Origin of the sequence: Streptomyces sp. NBC_00459, from assembly GCF_036013955.1 — a bacterium.
Taxonomy (GTDB): Bacteria; Actinomycetota; Actinomycetes; order Streptomycetales; family Streptomycetaceae; genus Streptomyces.
This window is the reverse complement of record NZ_CP107903.1, coordinates 7,529,441-7,550,992: the sequence shown is the minus strand read 5'-3', so window position 1 is coordinate 7,550,992 and position 21,552 is coordinate 7,529,441. Positions and strand designations below refer to the sequence as shown.

The following is a 21,552-nucleotide window of genomic DNA, read 5'->3' as shown; positions in this document are numbered from 1 at the left end:
AGAGCCGGCACGCCCCGGGAGCTGATCCCGGCGGGGTCGCGGCCAGGCGGGTGACATCCGCGCGGCTCGCGCTCGCGGCGGCCCACCGGGAAACCCGGGCATTTCTACCTTCATACGATGATCAGTCTCGTACGACGAATCGCCATCGGTTGCCTTCTCGGCACCGCGTTCACCACCCTCGCCGCCTGCGGCACCGCTCCGCTCCCGCAGCGGGCCGAACGGCAGCCTCCCGCGCTCCCGTCCCCCGCATCCTCCCGGCCGCCCACCCTCGCCCCGGGGCCCGCCGGCCTGACCCCCGTCTTCCGGAACGGCCCGCGCACCCCGGACAGGGCCGTCGCCCTCACCTTCGACGCGGACATGACCGCCGGGCAGGGCGACCGGGCCGCGCGAGGCGAGCGGTTCGACAATCCCGGGCTGATCGACTCGCTGCGGACGCTGAAGGTACCGGCGACCGTGTTCATGACGGGACGGTGGGCCGAGGAGTATCCGGCCCAGGCCCGCTCCATCGGCCGGGACCCCCTCTTCGAGGTCGCCAACCACTCGTACAGCCACTACGCCTTCACCGAGGACTGCTACGGGCTGCCGACCATCGCCGGCTCAGCATCCGGCTCCGCTGCCGGGGAACGGATGCGCGCCGACGTCGAACGCGCCTTCGCCGCCTTCCGGGCAGTCGGAGTGCCCCGCGTCATGCCCTACTTCCGCTTCCCCGGCGGATGTCACGACCGGCGGGCGCTGCGCGCCCTGCGCACGGCCGGGGTCACCGCCGTGCAGTGGGACGTGGTCGGCGGGGACGCCTTCGCGACGGACGCCGACGCCGTGGCCCGGGAGGTGCTGGACGGCGTACGGCCAGGGTCGGTCGTCGTCATGCACTGCACGCGCAGTGCGGCCCCGGCGACCGAGCGGGCCGTCCGCAGAATCGTGCCCGCGCTGCGCGAGCGCGGCTTCCGGTTCGTGAAGGTGTCCGAACTGATCGGGGCCACGGGTGGCCGCCGGTGACCGGCTTACGCTGGTGCCATGAGCGACGAGCACGAGCACGAGGGCCGGGGCGAGGCCGGTGGACCGCCGTACGCGGAGTGCGTGCTGTGCCGGGAGCCGACCGAGTACCCGAAGTCGCGGAAGGGCGTCACGCTCTGCCCCGTCTGTGAATGGCAGGAAGCGCAGCGCAACGCCTGTTCAGGGTGAGCGGCGCGAGGTGAGCGCGCAGGCCGCGGCGATCGCCGCCACCGTGACCAGGGCCGCCGCGGCCAGTGGCAGCAGGGGGACCAGGATCGTGCCCGCGCGCGAACCGGTCACCAGGGACGTGATCGCCGACTTGGCCGGGGAGCCGGTCGCCACCATCGCCAGCAGCGCGCCGAGCATCATCGCGGGCACCGCCCGGCCGGTCGAGCGCAGCAGCGGCCAGGTCGTGAGCGCGCCGACGGCCGTGCCGAGCAGGGCGCACGCCAGGGCGGCGAGGAGCCCGGCTCCACCGGCCGGGAGCGGCTCGACCCGGATCTGGTGATCGGCGCTCGCCGGGTCGCTGATCAGGGTCACCACGACGGTCGCTGCCGTGCCGAGCGCCGCCGCGGCGGACAGGGCCACCAGGAGACAGGCGAGGTGTGCCCGTCCGGGTCCGACGGCCGCGGCAACGGCGGCCCGGGCGGCGGGCGGCTCGTTGCCCGCGCAGATCCGCACCAGCCAGGCGGCCACCGGCAGGACGGCCGCAGCGGCATACCCGAGCGAGTCCAGCACCGGCTGCCCGCCCTGCACCCCGACGGCCAGGAACACCGCGTACAGGATGAACGGCGGCAGCCAGCGCTGCGAACGCACGAGCAGGGCTGCCTGGTAACGCAGGAGGGCGGTCATCGGCGGCTTTCGTCGGTGGCGAGCGGGGCGGGTACGGCGATGCCGGTGTGTGTTGCGGTCGTGCCGGGGGTTCCGGTCGTCTCCGGTCGCACACTCACCACGTGCCAGGGCGGGCGGGCCGTGAGCAGGGCGCGCAGGACGACGTCCGAATGGGTGCCGGGGACACTGAACCGGTGCTGACCCGGCGTCGCGGTCTCGGTGCTCGACGTCGTCCACTTCGACGCCTCGGCCGGGGGCCGCGCGCCCGGCGGCCCCTGGGCCTCCACGACCAGGTGCGGGCCGGTGGGCTCCGGTGAACCGGCTTGTGCCGTACGGAGGTTGAGGCCACCCTCGGTCACGGCGTACGTCGCGTCGGGCACCCCCGCCAGGCGGCCGGGGTCGTGGTCGACGAACACCACCGAGGCGCCGGACGCGGTGAGTTCGGCGACGACCCGCTCCAACTCGCCCCGGGCGGCGGCGTCGAGGCCCGTCCACGCCTCGTCGAGGACGAGCAGCTCCGGGCCGGCGACCAGGGCCTGCGCGACCGCCACCTTCTGGCTGCTGCCCTTCGACAGCTCCGCCATGGGCGTCCGGGCGTACACGGCGGCGCCGAGCCGCTCCAGCCACTCGTCGGCGGCGCGGGCGGCGGCCGTACGGGACAGTCCCTGCACGGCGCCCAGGTGGGTGAGGTAGCCGTGCGCGGTGAAGGGGAGCGCCGCCGGGAAGCGCTCCGGGACGTACGTCGTGCGCGGGCGGCCCGTGAGGGTGCCCTCCGTGGGGGCGTCGATGCCGGCGAGCACGCGCAGGAGGGTGGACTTGCCGGTTCCGTTGGCGCCCTCGATACGGGTGAGGGTGCCGGGGGCGAGGGTCAGGTCGACCCCTCGCAGGACCCAGGGGCCGCGCAGGCCGTAGCGGCGGCCCACACCGTCCAGTCGAAGCCCATACCGCATACGGTCCCCGTCCTCTCCCCCCGGAAGAACCGATCTTCCGCCTGGCAGACTGAAGGACGTGACCAATGACCCGGCCGTTCCCGGCGACAGCCCTTTCCGCTCCGAGCGATCACCGCGTGACGAGGCACCCCAGTTCGTGCTCCCCCTCGTCGCCCGGATCGAGAAGGCCGAGCCGCCGGCTCGTACGGACGCGTTGGAGACCGCCGCCCGGGCCGTTCTGGTGATCCTCGGGGACGAGCGGTCGGCCGGGGACGGGGAGTGGGCGGAGGCCATGCGGGACTGGCAGGACGCCCGGATCCGCAAGGTCGTACGGCGGGCGCGGGGTGCCGAGTGGCGGCGGGCCGAGGCGCTGCCCGGCATCACGGTCACCGGCAAGTCGGCCGAGGTACGGGTCTTCCCGCCCGTTCCGCTGGACGGCTGGCCCAAGGACCTGGCCCGGCTCCAGGTCTCCGGCACGGATCTGGAGGATCCGGAGCCGCCGCTCGGCCCCGACCCGGCGGTGCCCGTCCTCTGGCTGAACCCGGAGCTGGACATGTCGGCGGGCAAGGCGATGGCCCAGACGGGACACGGCGCCCAGCTGGCGTGGTGGGAGCTGTCGGACGAGGCCCGCGCGGCCTGGCGCGACGCGGGCTTCCCGCTCGCCGTCCGCACGGCGGAGCCGCGCCACTGGCGCGAACTCACCTCCGGTGGGCTCCCCTTGGTCCGTGATGCCGGTTTCACGGAGATCGCGCCCGGTTCGGCGACGGTGGTCGCGGACCACCGTGCTCTGGGTCGCACAGGGTTCAAACATCTTCGTTGAACATCCCCGGGTTCCCGCCCGTACTTTCTGACGCTGGCCATGTACCACATGCCCAACGACCAGTTGGTTTCCCCGGGAGGCTCCTTTGCCGCGCTTCAACCACTCGGCCCTCGTCATCGCGGCCCTGACCACCACCATCGCCGCGCTCTCGTTCCCGGTGTGGTCCTACGCCGACCGCTCCGGCACCGGAGTGGCGAACACGGCCGCGGGCACGGTGAACACCCAATGGGGACCGTTGACCGCCTCGGACCGCGACCTCATCGTGCGCGTGCGGCTGGCCGGGCTGTGGGAAGCGCCCGCCGGAGAGAAGGCGATGGCCAAGTCCAGCAGCGCCACCGTCAAGCAGGCGGCGGACCACCTGCTGGTGGGCCACGGCGACCTGGACGAGCGGGTGCGGAAGGTCGCCGCCCAGCTCAATGTCGAGTTGCCCAACCAGCCGAACGAGGCGCAGCAGGGCTTCCTGGCCCAGATGGACGCGGCCCAGGGCAAGGAGTTCGACCGGGTCTGGGCGAGCCTCCTGCGGAAGGCACACGGCACGATCTTCCCCGCTATCGCGACGATTCGGAACCAGACCGAGAACACGCTGGTGCGTCAGCTGGCGACGGACACCAACCAGACCGTGCTCGACCACATCACGATGCTGGAGAAGACCGGCGCGGTCGACTTCGACGCCATCGCCAACGGCACGATCTGACTCGTGTACACGTGACGGCGACCCGGGCCCGTTCGGTGTCCTGACCGCGCCTCACGTACGTCCCCCACCAGCCGCGTATCAGTCCCCCAACGACCTGTTGGGTTTCCCCCGGGAGGCTCCCTTGCCCCGCAAGAACGGCACGTTCCTCGTCGGCCTGGCCATCGCAGGCACCATCGGCGCGCTCGCGTACCCCGTGTTCTACTCGTACCCGCACCGTAACGACGCCACGACGGCCGCCGCGATCACCGGAGACACGGTGAACACCCAGTGGGGGCCGCTGACCCCCCTGGACCGCGAACTCATCGTGCGTGTCCGGCTGGCCGGGCTGTGGGAACTGCCCGCGGGGCAACAGGCGATGACGAAGTCCAGCAATCCCGCCGTCCGGGAGGCGGCCCAGCACCTGATCACGGGCCACAACGACCTCGACAAACGTGCGAGGAGCGTCTCCCAGCAGCTCGGTGTCCCGATCCCCAACCAGCCGAACGCGCAGCAGCAGGGCTTCCTGGACCAGATGACGGCGGCCTCGGCCGCGGACTACGACGAGGTCTGGGCGAACCTCCTGCGGCAGGCGCACGGCAACATCCTCCCGGTCATCGCGACGGTGCGGAACCAGACCCGCAACACTCTCGTGCGTCAACTGGCCTCGGACACCAACCAGACCGTGCTCGACCACATCACGATCCTGGAGAAGACCGGCAAGATCGACTTCCAGAAGATCGCCGAGAAGGCCGCCGGACCCAGCGCCAGCCCGACCGGTCCGCCGCCGCCGTCCCCCGGAGTGGTGCCGCCCATCGCGCCCGCCGTGGAGCCGACCGGCAACCCCGTGTTGTCCTCCAAGCCGTCGCCGCCAGCACCCGGCACGATCAACACCAACCGGCCGGAGGCCCCGGACCCCAACAAGCTCGCCCAGGGCCAGTAGGCCGACCGGAACCGGCGGGCGCAAGCTCAAATGTTGCTCTGAAGGTCGCCGGGGAGGGGTTCGACCCCGGGAACCCGGGCCATCACTCCGTGGACCGAGAAGGTCGGAGAAGGGGACAGACCATGAAGCGACCGGGGAGACTGGGTACGGGCATCGGATGGCGGCCGGAGATCGCGGACGCCGTGGAAGCCATGCCGGGCATCGACTGGGTCGAGGCCGTGGCCGAGAACCTGTGCCCGGGGCATCTCCCCGAGTCGCTGCTGCGGCTGCGCGAGCGCGGCGTGACGGTCGTCCCGCACGGAGTCTCCCTGGGCCTCGGCGGCGCGGACCGGCCCGCCGAGGACCAGCTCACCGCGCTCGCCGAGCGCGCCGAGGCGCTGGGCTCGCCGCTGGTCACCGAGCACATCGCGTTCGTCCGGGCCGGCGGCCCGCTGACCGCGTCCCCGCTGCTGGAGGCCGGGCACCTGCTGCCCGTCCCCCGCACCCGGGACGCGCTCGACGTGCTGTGCGAGAACGTCCGCATCGCACAGGCGGCACTGCCGGTGCCGCTCGCCGTCGAGAACATCGCCGCGCTCCTCGCCTGGCCCGACGAGGAGCTGACGGAGGGCCAGTTCCTGTACGAACTGGCGGACCGGACCGGCGTACGCCTCCTCATCGATGTCGCCAACCTGCACACGAACCACGTCAACCGGGGTGAGGACCCGGCGAAGGCCCTGGCCGAACTGCCCGTCGAGGCCATCGCGTATGTCCATGTCGCGGGCGGCTTCGAACGGGACGGCGTCTGGCACGACAGCCACGCCCACCCGGTCCCGCCCCAGGTCCTCGACATCCTCACGGACCTCGCCTCCCGGGTCACCCCGCCCGGCGTCCTGCTGGAGCGGGACGACAACTTCCCCGAGGCGGGCGAGCTGGAGCGGGAACTGGCCGCGATCCGCAGGGCGTTGGACGTGGCCGCACCCTCGGAGACGGCGACCACGCAGGCGACGGCTTCGGCGACGGCAGACGCATCGGTGGCCGAACCCGACCAGGCACCCGACTCCACCCCCGCCCGCCAGCGCCTCGCCCTCGCGCAGACCGCGTTGCTCTCCGCGCTCGTCGCGGGGACGCCCGCGCCGGAGGGGTTCGACCGGGTACGGCTCGGGGTGCAGTCGCGGGCGCTCGGGGCCAAGCGGGCCGATGTCGTGGCGAAGGTCGCCCCCGAACTGCCCGAGATCCTCGGGGCCGGATACCGGCCCGCCTTCCTCGCGTACGCGCACGGGCACCCCATGTCCGACGGTTACCGGCACGACGCCCTGGACTTCGCCGCGTATCTGCTGTTCGGCGGGCAGCCCGGGAGCGCCGAGACCCCCGAGGACACGGAGCGCCTGCGTCGGCTGCGCGAGTGGTGGCTCGACCGCTCGGGTCCGGCCCCGCGCTCCCAGCGCCCCACGGCCCGGCTGGCCCGGGCCACCCGACGCGTGCTCCTGCGCCGCTGACGCACGGGGGCACCGAGCGACGAACGTCACTCCCCCGCGTACGCCGTTCCACACCCCGCCACCGAACGGGCACCTATGCCTCAACCCCCGCAAACCGTGCGGGGGTTGACAGTGCCACCCATTGCGCGACAATTCGCCGTCCGGTTTGTTGGCGTTTCGTATGATGTGCACAGGGCTCGCGTTCCCTCATACGGCGTCCGCCCGCTCCCCCCGGAACCGTCTCCTCTCGTACCGCAGCCGGTGCGGGGCCCGCAGTACGATGCGAACTCCGTGCCCGAAGCGCATCAGCGTGCGGTGCCGCAAGCAGGAGGTGCCATGCGATCCGTCCAACGTCCCGGTCTCGGTGGCACCGGGCTCCTCGTCGCGGGTCTGGCGGCGACCCTCCTGGCACTGATCTTCCCGGTCTGGTCGTACACGGACCGTTCCGGAACCGGCGTGGACGTGCTCAACGCGCAGACCGTGTCGACACGGTTCGGTCCGCTGTCCGCGCTCGACCGCGAGTTCCTCACCAAGGTACGGCTGGCGGGGCTGTGGGAACTGCCCGCCGGTCAGCAGGCCCAGGAACGCGGCACCACCGAGGCCGTACGGATCGCGGGCCGGCATCTGATCGAGGGGCACACCTTCCTCGACGAGCGGGTCCGGGACGTGGCCTCGCGGCTCAGCTTCGAACTGCCCAACCAGCCGAGCGAGCAGCAGCGCGGGTGGCTCAGCACCATGGACGCGGCCCACGGCGAGGACTTCGACCGCGAGTTCGCCAACCTGCTGCGGATGGCGCACGGCAAGGTGTTCTCCGTCGTCGCGCAGGTCCGCGCGAGCACCCGCAACTCCCTCGTCCGCACCCTGGCCGACGACGCGAACAGGACCGTCCTCGACCACATCCAGGTCCTGGAGGCCACGGGATACGTCGACTTCGACGCCCTCGCCCAGGACATGGCCGCCGCGAGCACCCCGCCGCTCACCAACTCCCCGGCCCCGCCCGGCCCGACGACCGCCCCCGCGTCCGCCGTGCCGGTGACGCCCTCGCCGGTCGCGACCTATCCGCTGCCGCCGCCCGCGACCAGCCCGCCACCGGAGGCCGCAGGACCGTCCGAGGCGGCCTGAACCGGCCACCGCGCATACGTCACGTACCGGCCATACCTCGTCCATATCCTGAAAGCCCATGGCGTTCCAGGCACCCTTCGCATAGAACAACGGCATGTTCTGGTCCTTCCTCCTGCTGCTGGCCTGGATCGCCGCCGGTACGGCGTGCATCCGGCTGTGCCTGGCCGCCGTACACGCGGCGGCCGTCGATCCGGACGCGGGCCCCGGCGGTCGCGGGCGTGACCTGACGCTGTACGAGGCCGCGTTCCTGTCCGGCGGACCGGCACGGGTCGCCGATCTCACGCTGGTGTCGATGGCCCGCCAACGGCGGCTGCTGCTCGCCCACACCGGCTGGGCGACCGTCGTGGACCCGAGCGGGCGCGACGAGATGGAACGGTCGGTGATAGGCGCCATCGGGCCGGAGGGCCAGTCGCGCATCACTCCGGTACGGACGGCCGCGGCCGGCACGGAGGCCGTACGGAGGCTCGCGGACCGGCTCGTCGCGGCGGGCCTGGCCGTGCCCGACGGCGCCCGGCGCGGAATCGCGTTCGCGGTCCGTCAGGTACGGGCCGCCGCACTGGCCGTCGTCGCGCTGGGCGCGGTGGCCCTGCTGGCGCCCGGGCGGGGTGCCGTCCCGCGCGACCTGGTCGCCCTCTGGTTCGCGCTCCCCCTCGTCCTCACCCTCAGCTGCCTCGCCATCGCCCGGATCGAGGTCCACCCCTACTCACGCTGGGCGTCACCGGCCGGACAACGGCTGCTCACCGCCCTGACCCGACGGACCAGGGCCACCGCCCTCCACACCGCAACCGACGACGAACACACGTACCTCACCTCTGTCGCCGTCCTCGGGGTCCGCGCCGTCGACGCCGACCTGCGCGCGGCCTTCGCGCACCGGGAGCCCCAGGACATCCTGCGCGAACGGCTTCGCTGACCCGCGCCCCGGCGCCCCGGGGGTGTGTGCGGGGGCGCATAGGAGTGCTCGCGGCGACACCGGGCGGACGGTGCTTGCCTTCACCTACCGGCGCCCGAAACATCCCTTCTGTTGCCACCGAAGGGATACGCGATGCGAGCTGCCGCCCTCTACTCTGCTGCCGGGTCCTTGCTGTTGACCACCCTGGCCGCCGCCCCGGCGGACAGCGCCCCGGGCCGGCCCGGCCTACCGGGAGGTCCCGGTTCGGCCGAGTTCCGGGGTTCCGTGCTGGCCGCCGCGCGCGCCGGGGCGGCCGGTATCAGCTTCGGCAAGTGCGCGGAGGAGGAGGAACTGCCGGACACCGTGCGCTGCGGCACCGTCACCGTGCCGCTGGACTACGCGCACCCCGACGGCAAGCAGATCAAGCTCACCGTCAGCCGGGCCGAGGCGACCGGCAAGAACCCTCGCGACCCCGAGCACAAGGTGGAGCGCCAGGGTGCCCTCGTCTACAACCCGGGCGGCCCCGGCGCCTCCGGCATGTTCTTCCCGATGATCGGTGTCATCCCGGAGTGGAAGCGCATCGCGGGGGCGTACGACCTGGTCGGATACGCCCCGCGCGGGGTGGGCCGGTCGGCGCCGCTGTCCTGCAAGGACCCGAAGCTCTTCTTCAAGGGACCCACGCCGGCACCGGTGCACCCGTCGGAGTCGTACAAGATGGAGCGGGTCGCCGAGGCGAAGGCGTACGCGCGCGGGTGCGCCGAGCGCTCGGGCGACGCGCTGCGCCATTACCACTCCCTCAACAACGCCCGTGACCTGGACGTCCTGCGCGCCGCACTCGGCGAGGACCGGCTGACGTTCATGGGCGCTTCGTACGGCACGTACTTCGGGGCGCTGTACGCGACGCTGTTCCCCTCGCACGTACGGCGGATGGTGTTCGACTCGGCGGTGAACCCGGACCCGGCCGGGATCTGGTACCGCAACAACCTCGACCAGTCGGCCGCGTTCGAGAGCCGCTGGGCGGACTTCCGGGCGTGGGTCGCCCGGCACGACGACGTGTACGGGCTGGGCGCCACGCCGGAGGCGGTGCTGCGGAGTTACGACAGGGCGGCGGCCCGGCTCGCCGCCGAGCCGGCCGGCGGGAAGGTGGGGCCGGGGCAGTTGCAGGGCGCGTTCCTGCAGGCCGGGTACTACGACGACTACTGGCCGCACCGCGCCCACGCACTGTCCGCCTACCTGAAGGGTGATCCGCAGCCGCTGATCGACCAGGCGGCACCGGTGACGGAGGCGGCCGTCGAGGCGGAGAACGGCAACGCCGTGTACACGGCCGTCGAGTGCAACGACGCGCCCTGGCCGACGAGTTGGCAGGTCTGGGACCGGGACAACACGCGGCTCGCGCGCACGGCGCCCTTCGAGACCTGGGACAACGCGTGGATGAATCTGCCGTGCGCCTACTGGCCGGAGCCCCGGCAGACACCCCTCGACGTGCGGACCGGGCCCGGTGAACTGCCGCCGGTACTGATCCTGGCGGCCGAACGGGACGCGGCGACACCGTACGCGGGCGCGCTCGAACTGCGGCGCCGGCTGTCCGGCTCGGCCCTGGTGACCGAGCGGGGCGCGGGCACGCACGGCATCGCGGGCGGCCCGAACCAGTGCGTCAACGCCCACCTGGACGCGTATCTGCTGGTGGGCCGCCTGCCGGGTCGGAACGCGGAGTGCGCCCCGCACGCGGAGCCACGGCCTGCGGCCCCAGGCGGCCGTTCCGGCAAGGGAAAAGCAGCCTGAAGCAGCGGTGGCGCCGTCAGGCGAGACCGGCGATCAGCTCGCCGATCTCCTTGCGGCGTCCCGTGTAGAACGGGACCTCTTCGCGGACGTGCATACGGGCCTCGGAGGCGCGCAGGTGGCGCATGAGGTCGACGATGCGGTACAGCTCGTCGGCCTCGAAGGCCAGCAGCCACTCGTAGTCGCCGAGGGAGAACGAGGCGACCGTGTTGGCGCGCACGTCCGGGAAGCCGCGGGCCATCTTGCCGTGGTCGGCGAGCATCCGGCGACGGTCCTCGTCGGGCAGCAGATACCAGTCGTACGAACGCACGAACGGGTAGACGCTGATGTAGTTCCGGGGCGTCTCGTCGGCGAGGAACGCGGGGATGTGCGAGCGGTTGAACTCGGCGGGGCGGTGCAGCGCCATGTTCGACCACACCGGCTCCAGGGCGCGGCCCACCTTGGTGCGGCGGAAGAGGTTGTACGCCTCCTGGAGCTGGTCGGCGGTCTCGGCGTGCCACCAGATCATCAGGTCGGCGTCGGCGCGCAGCCCCGAAACGTCGTACGTGCCGCGGACGGTCACGTCCTTCGCGGCGAGCTGGTCGAACAGCTCCTGGACCTCGTCGGCGTAGCCCGTGCGGTTCTCGGGCAGGACGTCCTTCAGCTTGAAGACGGACCACAGGGTGTAGCGGATGACCTCGTTGAGGTCCTTGGCCAGCTTGCCCTTGTTCGGGATGCGGGCCGCGTCGGTGGTGGGGGCGTCGTCACTCATGTGCCTATTCTCCCGCTCCGTCGGTCGCGCTTCGCACCGGGTCGGCCTCCAGCGCGTCCACCGCCGCGTACGCGCTCGCGATGCAGGCCGGGATGCCGACCCCGTCGTACGCCGCGCCGCACACGGCGAGTCCCGGGAGCTTGGCGATGTGTTCGCGGATGCGGTCCACGCGCGCGTGGTGGCCGACGGGGTACTGGGGCAGGCCGTCGTCCCAGCGGGTGACGCGGGTCTCGACAGGGGCCGCCGTCAGTCCGGTCGCCTCCTGGAGGTCGTGGCGTGAGACGGCCACCAGGTCGGTGTCGGGGCGCCGGAGGATCTCCGTCTCGGCGTACCGCCCCACGGAGGTCCGCAGGACCAGCAGGTCCGGGTTCTCCTCCGCGATCCAGCCCCACTTCTGGGAGGCGAACGTCGACGCCTTGATGGTGCGTCCGTCGACGGGCGGCACCAGGAACCCGCTGCCCTCGGGGAGGCTGACCTCGCCGCGGCGGTAGGCCAGGGTGATCAGGGCCATCGAGGCGTACTCCACGCCCGCGAGTTCGGCGGCGGCGGCCGGTGCCTCGGCGCGCAGCAGTCCGGCGGCCACCGGGGTCGGTACGGCGACGACCACCCCGTCGGCGTCGTACACCCGCTCCCCCGCGACGACCCGCCACGCCGCCGATGTCCCGGCCGTCCGGCGCAGCTCGGTCACCGGTGCCCCGGTGACGATCTCGCCGCCCCGCGCGCGCACCGACTCCGCGACGGCGAGCGGCAGTTGGCCCACGCCTCCCTGGATGCCCATGAAGACCGGCCCGCCCTGCTGGGGAGCGGCGGCCATCCGGGCCTGGATGCCGCGCACGCCCTCCGTCAGGGACACATGCTTCTTGGCCACCTCGAAGAGCTGGGGCACGGCCGAGCGCATCGAGATGCGGTACGCGTCGCCCGCGTACACCCCGCCCAGCAGCGGTTCCACGAGCCGGTCGACGACCTCGCGGCCGAGGCGCGCGGCGACGAACTCCCCCACCGCCACGTCGTCCCCGACCTCCGTGCGCGGCAGGTCTGCGTCACGCCCGATACGGGCGAGCCCCTCGTCCGAGAGGACACCGGCCAGGGCCGAGGCATTGCCGGGAACGCCCATGACGTGTCCCTTGGGAAACGGCCGCAGGGCGCCCCGGGTCCAGATCGAGGCCGTCGAGGTGGCGGGCGGCTGGAGGCGGTCGTCGAGGCCCACCTCGCGGGCGAGCGCGACGGCTTCGGGTCTGCGGGCGAGCATCGACTCGGCGCCGAGATCGACCCGTGCGCCCGCGATCTCGCCGGGCAGGAGCTTGCCGCCGACGCGGTCGGACGCCTCCAGGAGCGTGACCCGCACGCCCCGGTCCAGCAGCCGGTGTGCGGCGGCCAGACCCGCGATCCCGCCCCCGATGACGACGACATGCCCGGCACCCGCGCGGGCCTCCACTGCGCTCATGCCACCACCTTGCCAGACCCCACTGACACTCCCGTCGGCGCCCGCCGCCCCCGGGTGTCCGGCACGAGTCCCGACCGTGACCTCATCGGGACCGTAACCGGCCAACGTCCCGACCCCTTCGGGCGTCGAAGGAACGTCAGTCGTGCACCACGACGTCCCAAGACAGTCCAGAACCGTCCAAGACGGTCCAACGACAGCCCTCGGGGGGATCCGCAAGATGAACACCCTGCACACACACCCGCGCCGTACACGGCGCTCCGCACGACCTGTTCAGGCCCTGTCGGGCCTGCTCCTCGCCGCGGCCCTCGCGCTCACCGGATGCAGCGGCACGGGCGCCGACGCAGGCACGACCAGCGACTCGAACGGCGGTGCGGACAAGGCCGCTGCGGGCGCCCTGGAGGAGCAGGCCGGGTCCGACAGCAAGCCGGGCGCCCAGGCCAGTGCGGCGCCCCAGGCGGCCGCCGGTCCGCACATCATCCGTACCGTGTCCGTCTCCGTGCAGGTCAAGGACGTGTCGAAGGCCCTGGCCAAGGTCCGCACCGTCACCGCGAACGCGGGCGGTTTCGTCGGGAGCGAGACGACGACCCTGGACGAGGAGGAGGGCGGCGAGAACACCGACGTCGTCCTGCGGGTGCCCGTCGCCGAGTACGAGCGGGTCCTCGCCGCCCTGGAGGGCACCGGCAAGCTTCTGCACCGGGAGGCCGAGTCGAAGGACGTCACGGACCAGGTCGTCGACGTGGAGAGCCGCATCACCACACAGCGCGCCAGCGTGAACCGCATCCGTGAGCTGATGGACAAGGCCACCAAACTCTCCGATGTGGTCACCCTGGAGGGCGAGTTGAGCCGCCGTCAGGCCGACCTGGAGTCGCTGCTCGCCCGCCAGGCCTCCCTCAAGGACCGCACCTCCCTGGCCACGATCAACCTCTCCCTGTCCGAGAAGCCGGCCGAGGCGTCCGAGGAGAACGACGACCCCGGCGTCCTGGACGCACTCGCGGGCGGCTGGGACGCGTTCGTGTCGATGCTGCGCTGGATCGTGGTGGCCCTCGCCGCGGTACTGCCGTTCGCCGCCGTGGCGGTCCTGCTGGTGTTCGTGTGGCTGCGCTTCGCCCGTCCCCGCCGGGAGCACCACCGCGCCCCGGTGACAGCCGCGGGCCCGGCGCCGACGGCGACCCTGCCGACGGCCCCTCCGGTGCCGTCGAAGGGCCCGGAGGAGGCTGAACAGGACTGACTCCGGCTGCCCCTGGCCGACCAGGTCCGACCAGGAGTGAAATGTCAGGTCCCCGTAGCGTGTTCGTATGAGCATGAGTGACGGCCGTACGAGCGACACGAAGCGTGGGACCGAGCGTCTGGTGGTGATCGGCGGCGACGCGGCGGGCATGTCCGCCGCGTCGCAGGCACGCCGGCTCAGAGAACCCGACGAACTGGAGATCGTGGCGTTCGAACGCGGCAACTTCACCTCCTACTCGGCGTGCGGGATCCCCTACTGGGTGAGCGGCGACGTCCCGGACCGGGACATGCTGATCGCCCGCTCGGCCGAGGAGCACCGGGCCCGTGACATCGACCTGCGCATGCGCACGGAGGCCATGGAGATCGACGTCCCGGGCGGCCGGGTGCGCGCCCGTGACCTGGAAACGGGCGCCGAGTCATGGACGTCGTACGACAAACTGGTGATCGCCACGGGCGCCCGTCCGATCCGCCCCTCCCTGCCGGGCATGGACGCCCCCGGGGTGCACGGCGTACAGACCCTGGACGACGGCCAGGCGCTCCTGGACACCCTGGCCACCACCGGGGGCCGCCGTGCGGTCGTGGTCGGCGCGGGGTACATCGGCGTGGAGATGGCCGAGGCGCTCGTCAAGCGCGGCTACGAGGTGACGGTCGTCAACCGCAGCAAGGAACCGATGTCCACGCTCGACCCGGACATGGGCCGCCTGGTGCACGAGGCGATGGAGGGCCTGGGCATCACCATGGTGAACGACGCCGAGGTCACCAGGCTGCTCACCGGCGACGACGGCAGGGTGCGCGCGGTCGCCACGGAGGACGCCGAGTATCCGGCGGACGTGGTCGTGCTCGGCATCGGCGTCCGCCCCGAGACGACGCTCGCACGGGCGGCAGGGCTCCCCGTGGGCGACCACGGGGGCCTGCTCACCGACCTGGCGATGCGGGTGCGCGGGCACGAGAACATCTGGGCCGGCGGCGACTGTGTCGAGGTCCTGGACCTCGTCTCCGGCCAGGAACGGCACATCCCTCTCGGCACGCACGCCAACAAGCACGGCCAGGTCATCGGCGCGAACGCGGGCGGCGGCTACGCGACCTTCCCCGGCGTGGTCGGAACCGCCGTGAGCAAGGTCTGCGACCTGGAGATCGCCCGCACCGGCCTACTGGAGAAGGACGCACGCCGGGCGGGCCTCCGGTTCGTGTCGGTCACCATCGAGTCGACGAACAGCGCGGGCTACTACCCGGGCGCGGCCGTGATGACGGTGAAGATGCTCGCCGAACACCGCACGGGCCGTCTCCTCGGCGTCCAGATCGTCGGCCGCGAGGGCGCCGCGAAGCGGGTCGACATCGCGGCGGTGGCCCTCACGGCATCCATGACGGTCGAACAGATGACAGCCCTGGACCTGGGCTACGCCCCACCGTTCTCCCCGGTCTGGGACCCGGTACTGGTAGCGGCCAGGAAAGCGACCACAGCGGTACGCGCGGGCACTTCCTAACAGGGGAGCAGGCCACACACCCAGGGGCGCGGGGCTGTATCGATTTGCGGCTCCGCCGCGTGGGCGCGACCAGCCACGGCGGCCGGCACCCGGCGATCCGCAGGTACCCCCATGGCGCTACGCGGTCCCGTTGATCCGATCGATGGCCTGCCGAGCCTGCTCCCCCGGCGGCCGGGACGGCAACGCGGACACGGACGCCGACGCCGAGACCGACGGCGCCTGCTGAGCCTGGGCCGGCTTCGCGTGGGCGCCGAGCCCACTGGACCGCAGCCGATGGCTCACGGCCTCGTCGAGCGACACCGGCCGCTGCATCTGCGTGGCCAGCCGCCCCGCCTCCTGGCCGAGCCGGGCCACGTCCTCCCATGGCAGGTGGACCACCAGCGCGAGTTCGGCCTCGCCGTTCGGCAGAGCCTGCACCGACTGCATCGGAGGAGTAACTCGGTCGTTCATCGCCTGTTCCTCACGTCGTCCCCGCGGCGCGCCTTCGTCGTGCCGCGGACGTTGAGGACAGATACGGACACACGGACAGCCGCGTTCACCGATTCGCGAGACGCATCCCGGGCAGTACTTCCTTGTGGTCATCCCCGTCCATGACGTGAACCCCGCAAGTCGCACCCCCTGGGTCACGTACGCGCTGATCGCCGCCAACGTCCTCGTGTTCCTCTCCATGCCCGGCACAGCGGGCTCGGTGACGGGCGAGAGCGGCCTGGCACAGTTGTGCCATCTCCAGGCCTTCCTGGACCAGTACGCCGCCGTGCCACAGGAGTTGATCCACCATCAACTGCCGCGCCTGGTGCCGACGGGCGACGTCGGTGTCGGCACCGGAGGGCCGGGCTGTGTGATCGGCCCGCCCGGCTACGACAAGTCCCCCGTGCTCTCCGTGTTCACGGCGATGTTCCTGCACGGCGGCTGGCTGCATCTGCTGGGCAACATGCTGTTCCTGCTGATCTTCGGCAACAACATCGAGGACCGCCTCGGGCATGTGCGGTACGCGCTCTTCTACGTCGTCTGCGGTTACGCGGCGTCGTACGGTTTCGCGCTTCTCAACGCCGACTCGGGCGACCCCCTGATCGGCGCCTCCGGGGCGATCGCCGGTGTCCTGGGCGCCTATCTGGTGCTGTTCCCCAAAGCCAGGGTCTGGGTCCTGGTGCCCTTCCTGGTCTTCCTGCCGCTGCGGCTGCCGGCCTGGCTGGTGCTGGGCTTCTGGTTCGTGCTGCAGGCGGTGTACTCGTCGGGCGAGGGCGTCGCCGAGGCCGGCACCGTGGCGTACGCCGCCCACGTCGTCGGCTTCCTCGCGGGCATGCTGCTCGCCTGGCCGCTCAGGGCCGGCACCCCGCCGCCGCCCGAGCCGGGCCGCCTGCTGTGGGGCAGGCAGGCACGGCACACGTGGTGACGGGCGCCGACCGGCGACTCAGCGGGCGGTGTTCGTGTGGACGTACTCCACCAGGCGCGTCAGGGCGTCCGGTGGCGTGTTCGGCATGACGCCGTGGCCGAGGTTGAAGATGTGGCCCTCCAGGCCCTTCGCGGCGTCGAGGACCTCGCGGGTCTTGGCCTCGACGGCCTCCGTGGAGGCGAACAGGACCGTCGGGTCGAGGTTGCCCTGGAGCGCCTTGCCGGGGCCGATCCGGCGGGCGGCCTCGTCGAGCGGAACGCGATAGTCGACGCCCATGACGTCCACACCGGCCTCGCTCATGGGGGCGAGCAGCTCGCCGGTGCCGACGCCGAAGTGGATGCGCGGCACGCCGTACCCCTCGACGGCCTTGAAGACCTTCCGGGAGGCGGGGAGGACCGAGCGGCGGTAGTCGGCCGGGGCGAGGGCGCCGGCCCAGGAGTCGAACAGCTGGACGGCGCTGGCGCCCGCCTCGATCTGGACCTTGAGGAAGGCTGCCGTGATCTCGGCGAGGCGGTCGAGGAGGTCGGCCCAGAGCTTCGGGTCGCCGTACATCATCGCCTTGGCGTTCTCGTACGTCCGCGACGGGCCGCCCTCGACGAGATAGCTCGCGAGGGTGAAGGGCGCGCCGGCGAAGCCGATCAGCGGGGTGGAGCCGAGCTCGCGGGTGAGCAGGCCGATGGCCTCGGTGACGTACGGGACGTCCTCGGGGGTGAGGTCGCGGAGCTGGGCGAGGTCCGCGCGGGTGCGGATCGGCTTCTCGACGACCGGGCCGACGCCGGGCTTGATGTCGAGGTCGATACCGATGGCCTTGAGGGGGACGACGATGTCGCTGAAGTAGATCGCCGCGTCCACCTTGTGCCGGCGCACCGGCTGGAGGGTGATCTCGGCGACCAGCTCGGGCCGGGTGCAGGACTCCAGCATGGGGATGCCCGCACGGACCTTGTGGTACTCGGGCAGGGAGCGCCCGGCCTGGCGCATGAACCACACGGGTGTGTGCGGCACCGGCTCGCGTCTGCACGCCTTCAGGAAGGCGGAATCCTGCACGGCGTCGTTCTTGACGGCGGCGGACGTCGCTGTCGGCTGCTGGCCCGCGGGGCTCTGGTTCGCGCTCACGACCAGAAGTCTCGCACGCCCCACCGACAGTCCCGCCGACAGCCCTGCCCGACGGCTCTCACCGGACTGTGGCCCGTCCCACGGGTGTCCCTCCCCGCACGGAGGCTCCGTTCCCCTTAATCTTCCCCGCATGGCTGCGGCTCAGGGACGACTGTCGGACGGCACTGGCGGAATGGACGACGCGAAGGAGGGGGACCGGGACGCGATGGATGCTGCTCCATTGCCCTTCCGGGCCGCTGTCGACGCGTTGCGGACCGCGCGGCTGAGGCCGCAGATCGAGATCGAGCCGACGCGGGCGCCCCAGCGCCTGGCGCCGTTCGCGTACGCACTGGAGGCGGCGGTCGTCGACGGCGAGGAGGATCTGGCCGACGGCCGGCTCGTCCTGCTGCACGATCCGGCCGGGCACGACGCCTGGCAGGGCTCCTTCCGGCTGGTGACGCTGGTACGCGCCGAGCTGGAGCCGGAGATGGCCGCCGACCCACTGCTGCCCGACGTGTGCTGGTCCTGGCTGACCGGGGCGCTCCAGGCGCGCGGGCTGTCGTACGGCGAGGCCAGCGGCACGGTCACCCGCGCGAGTTCGCACTACTTCGGCGGGATGTCGGAGCGGCCGGCCGCCTCCCAGATCGAGATCCGCGCCTCCTGGACACCCCGCGAGGGCCTCGGCGGCGTCCCGGACACCGCGTCCCACCTCGCCTCCTGGTGCGACCTGCTCGCCCAGATCGCGGGCCTGCCACCGGCCGGCCCCGGGGACGCGTCGGTGGTGACGCTCCCGCAGCGGCGGGGGCCCCAGTCCCGCTGAACCCGCCCTGAAAACCTGCCGACCCACTGAGCTGACCCACTGAACGGCCTTGCGGTCCCTGTACGGGGACCGCAAGGCCGTTCCTCTGTGCCGCCTCCCTGCGCCTTCCTTCTCCCGGTATCGGCACGCCGTCTTTAGTAGCTCTTTGTCGATACGGCCACTTTCGGCCGCGTATCGACGCAGAGCGAAACCGTTCGATCTTCGGATGATCGATCGCGTGTCCGAATTGCACGGATTGTTACTCACCAGATCGTGATCTTTCTCTAAAGGAGCACAGGTTTGATGCCGAAGACCTCTGTGACCTTGAAAGCACGGTCGAGCCGGTTTCACCCCCAGGACCGGATCCGTCCCGCACTCCAGGAGGCCTGGTGTCCGTTCTTCTTGAGCAGCCCGCAAGCCTGGTCGCCTACCGCCCGAACAAGCCGACCGCCATGGTGGTCGTGGCCGACCCCCGCGTCCGCTCCACCGTCACCCGCCATCTGTGGGCGCTCGGTGTGCGCGATGTGATCGAGGCCTCGTCCATCGCGGAGGCTCGTCCCCGCATCGGCAACCCCCGCGACATCTGCGTCGCCGACGTCCACCTGCCCGACGGCAGCGGGCTCACCCTGCTGTCCGAGACCCGTGCCGCGGGCTGGCCCAACGGCCTGGCCCTGTCCGCCGCCGACGACATCGGAGCCGTGCGCAACGCCCTCGCGGGCGGCGTGAAGGGCTACGTCGTCACCGGCACCCGCAACAACATCGGACTCCCCGGCCGGCCGGGCGCCGCCCCCATCGGCGCCGGCGCCCGTATGCACCGCCGCCCCCCGGGTGCCCCGAGCCACCCGGGCGGCTACCGCGAGCTGTCCGGACGCGAGGTCGAGGTCCTGCGACTGGTCGCCGAGGGCCAGTCGAACAAGGCGATCGGCGTCTCCATGGGTCTGTCCGCGCTGACCGTCAAGAGCCACCTCGCCCGTATCGCCCGCAAGCTCGGCACGGGCGACCGCGCCGGGATGGTGGCGGTGGCCCTGCGGACCGGAATCATCCACTGACACCGAGCCCGATCCTGACCTGGTCACTGACCCTGATCCCTGACGAACGACCATCGGCGACCGGCCGCCGACGACCGCTCCGCCACCACTCCTGACCGAGATGACCCACGGAATTCACTGACACGTGTGACACGTGACCGGTTTACGACCCCAAGGCGCCCGTCGACGGAACGTTCCGTCGGCGGGCGCCGTCCATACACAGATACCCTTGACAGGTGACCGAAGCCCAAGAGACCGCAGCAGACAGCTCACTGCGAACCACCGGAGGCGCTCCTCCGGACGACAACGGATCTTCTGAGGCTCAGGCGCCGATCCCCCTCCTCGAACCCCGTGACGGGATTCCGCCCGTCGTCGCCGACGAGAACTCGCTCGCCGAGGTGATCGCCGCGTTCGCCGCGGGCAGCGGCCCCGTCGCCGTCGACGCGGAACGCGCGTCCGGTTACCGCTACGGCCAGCGCGCCTATCTGGTGCAGTTGCGCCGCGAGGGCGCCGGCACCGCCCTCATCGACCCCGTCGCCTGCCCTGATCTGTCGGGCCTCGGTGAGGCGCTGAGCGGCGTGGAATGGGTGTTGCACGCCGCCACACAGGACCTGCCCTGCCTCCGCGAAATAGGTATGGTCCCCACCCACCTGTTCGACACCGAACTGGCCGGACGGCTGGCCGGGTTCCCCCGGGTCGGCCTCGGCGCGATGGTCGAGGGCGTCCTGGGATTCGTACTCGAGAAGGGTCACTCCGCGGTCGACTGGTCGACCCGGCCGCTGCCCGACCCCTGGCTGCGGTATGCGGCACTTGACGTCGAACTCCTGGTCGACCTGCGGGACGCGCTGGAGAAGGAGCTGGACCGGCAGGGCAAGCTGGAGTGGGCCCGCGAGGAGTTCGACGCGATCGCGTCGGCGCCGCCGCCGGAGCCCCGCAAGGACCCCTGGCGGCGCACGTCGGGCATGCACAAGGTGCGCCGGCGTCGGCAGCTCGCCGTCGTACGGGAGCTGTGGGAGACCCGGGACCGGATCGCCCAGCGCCGGGACGTTTCTCCGGGCAAGGTGCTGTCGGACGCGGCCATCGTCGAGGCCGCGCTCGCCGTGCCGGCCAATGTCCACGCGCTGGCCGGGCTGACCGGCTTCGGGCATCGGATGGGGCGGCGGCAGCTGGAGCAGTGGCAGGCGGCGGTGGACAGCGTCAAGGCGCTCACCGACTCCCAGTTGCCCCAGCCGGGGCAGCCCGTGACCGGGCCTCCGCCGCCGCGCGCCTGGGCCGACAAGGATCCGGTGGCCGCCGCCCGGCTGTCCGCCGCGCGGGCCGGGGTTTCCGCACTGGCCGAGCGGCTGAACATGCCTCAGGAGAACCTGATCACTCCGGACACGGTGCGAAGGGTCTGCTGGGAGCCGCCCACTCCCTTGGACGCCGGCTCCGTGGCCGCGGCCCTTACGGGGTACGGGGCCAGGGACTGGCAGGTGGAGCAGGTGACGCCGGTTCTGGTGGAGGCGCTTTCCGCCGAGGCGCCGTAGCCGACCGTCGTGCGGCCGAGTGGGGCGGGTCCGTTGCGGCGGGTCGCGCCCACCGGCGGAGCCGCAGATCGAAGACGGCTCGAAGGCGATCGGGGCAGGCCGACCAGAACCGCACCCGCCGAGATCGTCCGCCACCGGGCGATGAAGAGGCTCTCGAAGCAGAAAAGGGACGTCGAAATCACGCCAAGATCTTTGGACGGCGTACAGAGGCAGGCATGGAGAAGTCGCCGGCAGGCAGCGCCTCGTCCAGGTGTCGGGAGGCTTCTTCGCGCCCTTCGGGCGCGCACATGTAACCGGCGGTAACATGTGAAGCCGTGTGACGTTCGCCGCTCCTCCCCTCAGGGGTGTGCAGCACAGTTACTCGCAAGTAGCATGGGG

21 protein-coding genes and 1 pseudogene are annotated in these 21,552 nt (G+C 72.0%); 15 read left to right on the top strand and 7 right to left on the bottom strand.

Annotated elements, in window-relative coordinates; translation table 11 throughout:
- The first annotated feature begins 117 nt into the window (after positions 1 to 117).
- Positions 118 to 996: a polysaccharide deacetylase family protein gene (locus OHN74_RS33385; RefSeq protein ID WP_327698276.1), complete on the top strand. Its 879-nt coding sequence runs from the start codon at positions 118 to 120 to the stop codon at positions 994 to 996.
- Between the two features lie 18 nt (positions 997 to 1,014).
- On the top strand, positions 1,015 to 1,182 hold the full coding sequence (locus tag OHN74_RS33380; protein ID WP_327698275.1) for a hypothetical protein: 168 nt from the start codon (positions 1,015 to 1,017) through the stop codon (positions 1,180 to 1,182).
- Here the strand turns inward: OHN74_RS33380 and OHN74_RS33375 are convergent.
- Complete coding sequence (locus OHN74_RS33375; protein WP_327698274.1) at positions 1,174 to 1,845, bottom strand: ABC transporter; 672 nt, start codon at positions 1,843 to 1,845, stop codon at positions 1,174 to 1,176. The two genes, OHN74_RS33380 and OHN74_RS33375, sit on opposite strands and share 9 nt — an antisense overlap.
- Positions 1,842 to 2,774, bottom strand: a complete 933-nt coding sequence (locus OHN74_RS33370; protein ID WP_327698273.1) for an ABC transporter ATP-binding protein — start codon at positions 2,772 to 2,774, stop codon at positions 1,842 to 1,844. Before OHN74_RS33370 ends, OHN74_RS33375 begins: the two co-directional genes overlap by 4 nt.
- 58 nt (positions 2,775 to 2,832) lie before the next feature.
- Here OHN74_RS33370 and OHN74_RS33365 point away from each other — a divergent pair, with 58 nt between their 5' ends.
- The 7 genes from OHN74_RS33365 (at position 2,833) to OHN74_RS33335 (ending at position 10,433) form a co-directional block, all read left to right on the top strand.
- The gene (locus OHN74_RS33365) at positions 2,833 to 3,573 is read left to right on the top strand and encodes an aminoacyl-tRNA hydrolase (RefSeq protein WP_327698272.1); all 741 of its coding nucleotides are present in this window, start codon (positions 2,833 to 2,835) and stop codon (positions 3,571 to 3,573) included.
- A gap of 85 nt (positions 3,574 to 3,658) precedes the next feature.
- Positions 3,659 to 4,267 carry a DUF4142 domain-containing protein gene (locus tag OHN74_RS33360; protein ID WP_327698271.1) on the top strand — a complete coding sequence of 203 codons (609 nt, stop codon included), beginning with the start codon at positions 3,659 to 3,661 and terminating at the stop codon, positions 4,265 to 4,267.
- A gap of 121 nt (positions 4,268 to 4,388) precedes the next feature.
- A complete protein-coding gene (locus OHN74_RS33355; protein WP_327698270.1) occupies positions 4,389 to 5,186 on the top strand; it encodes a DUF4142 domain-containing protein in 798 nt (265 codons plus the stop codon).
- Between the two features lie 122 nt (positions 5,187 to 5,308).
- Positions 5,309 to 6,661 carry a DUF692 domain-containing protein gene (locus OHN74_RS33350; RefSeq protein WP_327698268.1) on the top strand — a complete coding sequence of 451 codons (1,353 nt, stop codon included), beginning with the start codon at positions 5,309 to 5,311 and terminating at the stop codon, positions 6,659 to 6,661.
- A gap of 315 nt (positions 6,662 to 6,976) precedes the next feature.
- On the top strand, positions 6,977 to 7,762 hold the full coding sequence (locus OHN74_RS33345) for a DUF4142 domain-containing protein (RefSeq protein ID WP_327698267.1): 786 nt from the start codon (positions 6,977 to 6,979) through the stop codon (positions 7,760 to 7,762).
- 94 nt (positions 7,763 to 7,856) lie between these two features.
- Positions 7,857 to 8,672 (top strand): TIGR04222 domain-containing membrane protein, encoded by an 816-nt coding sequence (locus tag OHN74_RS33340; protein ID WP_327698266.1) that lies wholly within the window; start codon positions 7,857 to 7,859, stop codon positions 8,670 to 8,672.
- A gap of 132 nt (positions 8,673 to 8,804) precedes the next feature.
- Positions 8,805 to 10,433, top strand: coding sequence for an alpha/beta hydrolase (locus OHN74_RS33335; protein WP_327698265.1), 1,629 nt, complete (start codon positions 8,805 to 8,807; stop codon positions 10,431 to 10,433).
- A 16-nt stretch (positions 10,434 to 10,449) separates the two neighbouring features.
- Here OHN74_RS33335 and hemQ read toward each other — a convergent pair whose 3' ends face one another.
- Positions 10,450 to 11,181 (bottom strand): hydrogen peroxide-dependent heme synthase, encoded by a 732-nt coding sequence (gene hemQ, locus OHN74_RS33330; RefSeq protein WP_327698264.1) that lies wholly within the window; start codon positions 11,179 to 11,181, stop codon positions 10,450 to 10,452.
- 4 nt (positions 11,182 to 11,185) lie between these two features.
- Positions 11,186 to 12,625, bottom strand: coding sequence for a protoporphyrinogen oxidase (gene hemG, locus OHN74_RS33325; protein ID WP_327698263.1), 1,440 nt, complete (start codon positions 12,623 to 12,625; stop codon positions 11,186 to 11,188).
- A gap of 217 nt (positions 12,626 to 12,842) precedes the next feature.
- Here hemG and OHN74_RS33320 point away from each other — a divergent pair, with 217 nt between their 5' ends.
- Both OHN74_RS33320 and OHN74_RS33315 read left to right on the top strand, forming a co-directional pair.
- Complete coding sequence (locus OHN74_RS33320; protein WP_327698262.1) at positions 12,843 to 13,853, top strand: DUF4349 domain-containing protein; 1,011 nt, start codon at positions 12,843 to 12,845, stop codon at positions 13,851 to 13,853.
- A gap of 67 nt (positions 13,854 to 13,920) precedes the next feature.
- Complete coding sequence (locus OHN74_RS33315; RefSeq protein ID WP_327698261.1) at positions 13,921 to 15,336, top strand: FAD-dependent oxidoreductase; 1,416 nt, start codon at positions 13,921 to 13,923, stop codon at positions 15,334 to 15,336.
- 117 nt (positions 15,337 to 15,453) lie between these two features.
- On the opposite strand, the gene OHN74_RS33310 is transcribed toward OHN74_RS33315, so the two are convergent.
- Positions 15,454 to 15,786 (bottom strand): hypothetical protein, encoded by a 333-nt coding sequence (locus tag OHN74_RS33310; RefSeq protein ID WP_319200062.1) that lies wholly within the window; start codon positions 15,784 to 15,786, stop codon positions 15,454 to 15,456.
- Between the two features lie 124 nt (positions 15,787 to 15,910).
- Between OHN74_RS33310 and OHN74_RS33305 the strand changes: the two genes are divergently transcribed.
- Positions 15,911 to 16,729: a rhomboid family intramembrane serine protease gene (locus OHN74_RS33305; protein ID WP_327698260.1), complete on the top strand. Its 819-nt coding sequence runs from the start codon at positions 15,911 to 15,913 to the stop codon at positions 16,727 to 16,729.
- Between the two features lie 18 nt (positions 16,730 to 16,747).
- Here OHN74_RS33305 and hemE read toward each other — a convergent pair whose 3' ends face one another.
- On the bottom strand, positions 16,748 to 17,842 hold the full coding sequence (gene hemE / locus OHN74_RS33300) for a uroporphyrinogen decarboxylase (RefSeq protein WP_327698259.1): 1,095 nt from the start codon (positions 17,840 to 17,842) through the stop codon (positions 16,748 to 16,750).
- A gap of 130 nt (positions 17,843 to 17,972) precedes the next feature.
- On the opposite strand from hemE, the gene OHN74_RS33295 reads away from it, so the two are divergent.
- The 3 genes from OHN74_RS33295 (at position 17,973) to OHN74_RS33285 (ending at position 21,174) form a co-directional block, all read left to right on the top strand.
- The gene (locus tag OHN74_RS33295) at positions 17,973 to 18,641 is read left to right on the top strand and encodes a DUF3000 domain-containing protein (RefSeq protein WP_327698258.1); all 669 of its coding nucleotides are present in this window, start codon (positions 17,973 to 17,975) and stop codon (positions 18,639 to 18,641) included.
- A gap of 368 nt (positions 18,642 to 19,009) precedes the next feature.
- Complete coding sequence (locus OHN74_RS33290; RefSeq protein WP_006380440.1) at positions 19,010 to 19,669, top strand: response regulator transcription factor; 660 nt, start codon at positions 19,010 to 19,012, stop codon at positions 19,667 to 19,669.
- Between the two features lie 215 nt (positions 19,670 to 19,884).
- A complete protein-coding gene (locus tag OHN74_RS33285; protein WP_327698257.1) occupies positions 19,885 to 21,174 on the top strand; it encodes a ribonuclease D in 1,290 nt (429 codons plus the stop codon).
- A gap of 92 nt (positions 21,175 to 21,266) precedes the next feature.
- Here the strand turns inward: OHN74_RS33285 and OHN74_RS33280 are convergent.
- A pseudogene (locus tag OHN74_RS33280) lies at positions 21,267 to 21,383 on the bottom strand (carbohydrate ABC transporter permease); the annotation flags it as partial.
- Positions 21,384 to 21,552 lie beyond the last annotated feature (169 nt).

Coding starts and splice junctions, on each gene's coding strand:
- OHN74_RS33385 (WP_327698276.1), top strand. CDS start 118: ATGATCAGTCTCGTACGACGAATCGCCATCGGTTGCCTTCTCGGCACC.
- OHN74_RS33380 (WP_327698275.1), top strand. CDS start 1,015: ATGAGCGACGAGCACGAGCACGAGGGCCGGGGCGAGGCCGGTGGACCG.
- OHN74_RS33375 (WP_327698274.1), bottom strand. CDS start 1,845: ATGACCGCCCTCCTGCGTTACCAGGCAGCCCTGCTCGTGCGTTCGCAG.
- OHN74_RS33370 (WP_327698273.1), bottom strand. CDS start 2,774: ATGCGGTATGGGCTTCGACTGGACGGTGTGGGCCGCCGCTACGGCCTG.
- OHN74_RS33350 (WP_327698268.1), top strand. CDS start 5,309: ATGAAGCGACCGGGGAGACTGGGTACGGGCATCGGATGGCGGCCGGAG.
- OHN74_RS33345 (WP_327698267.1), top strand. CDS start 6,977: ATGCGATCCGTCCAACGTCCCGGTCTCGGTGGCACCGGGCTCCTCGTC.
- OHN74_RS33340 (WP_327698266.1), top strand. CDS start 7,857: ATGTTCTGGTCCTTCCTCCTGCTGCTGGCCTGGATCGCCGCCGGTACG.
- OHN74_RS33335 (WP_327698265.1), top strand. CDS start 8,805: ATGCGAGCTGCCGCCCTCTACTCTGCTGCCGGGTCCTTGCTGTTGACC.
- hemQ (WP_327698264.1), bottom strand. CDS start 11,181: ATGAGTGACGACGCCCCCACCACCGACGCGGCCCGCATCCCGAACAAG.
- hemG (WP_327698263.1), bottom strand. CDS start 12,625: ATGAGCGCAGTGGAGGCCCGCGCGGGTGCCGGGCATGTCGTCGTCATC.
- OHN74_RS33320 (WP_327698262.1), top strand. CDS start 12,843: ATGAACACCCTGCACACACACCCGCGCCGTACACGGCGCTCCGCACGA.
- OHN74_RS33315 (WP_327698261.1), top strand. CDS start 13,921: ATGAGCATGAGTGACGGCCGTACGAGCGACACGAAGCGTGGGACCGAG.
- OHN74_RS33310 (WP_319200062.1), bottom strand. CDS start 15,786: ATGAACGACCGAGTTACTCCTCCGATGCAGTCGGTGCAGGCTCTGCCG.
- OHN74_RS33295 (WP_327698258.1), top strand. CDS start 17,973: ATGGCTGCGGCTCAGGGACGACTGTCGGACGGCACTGGCGGAATGGAC.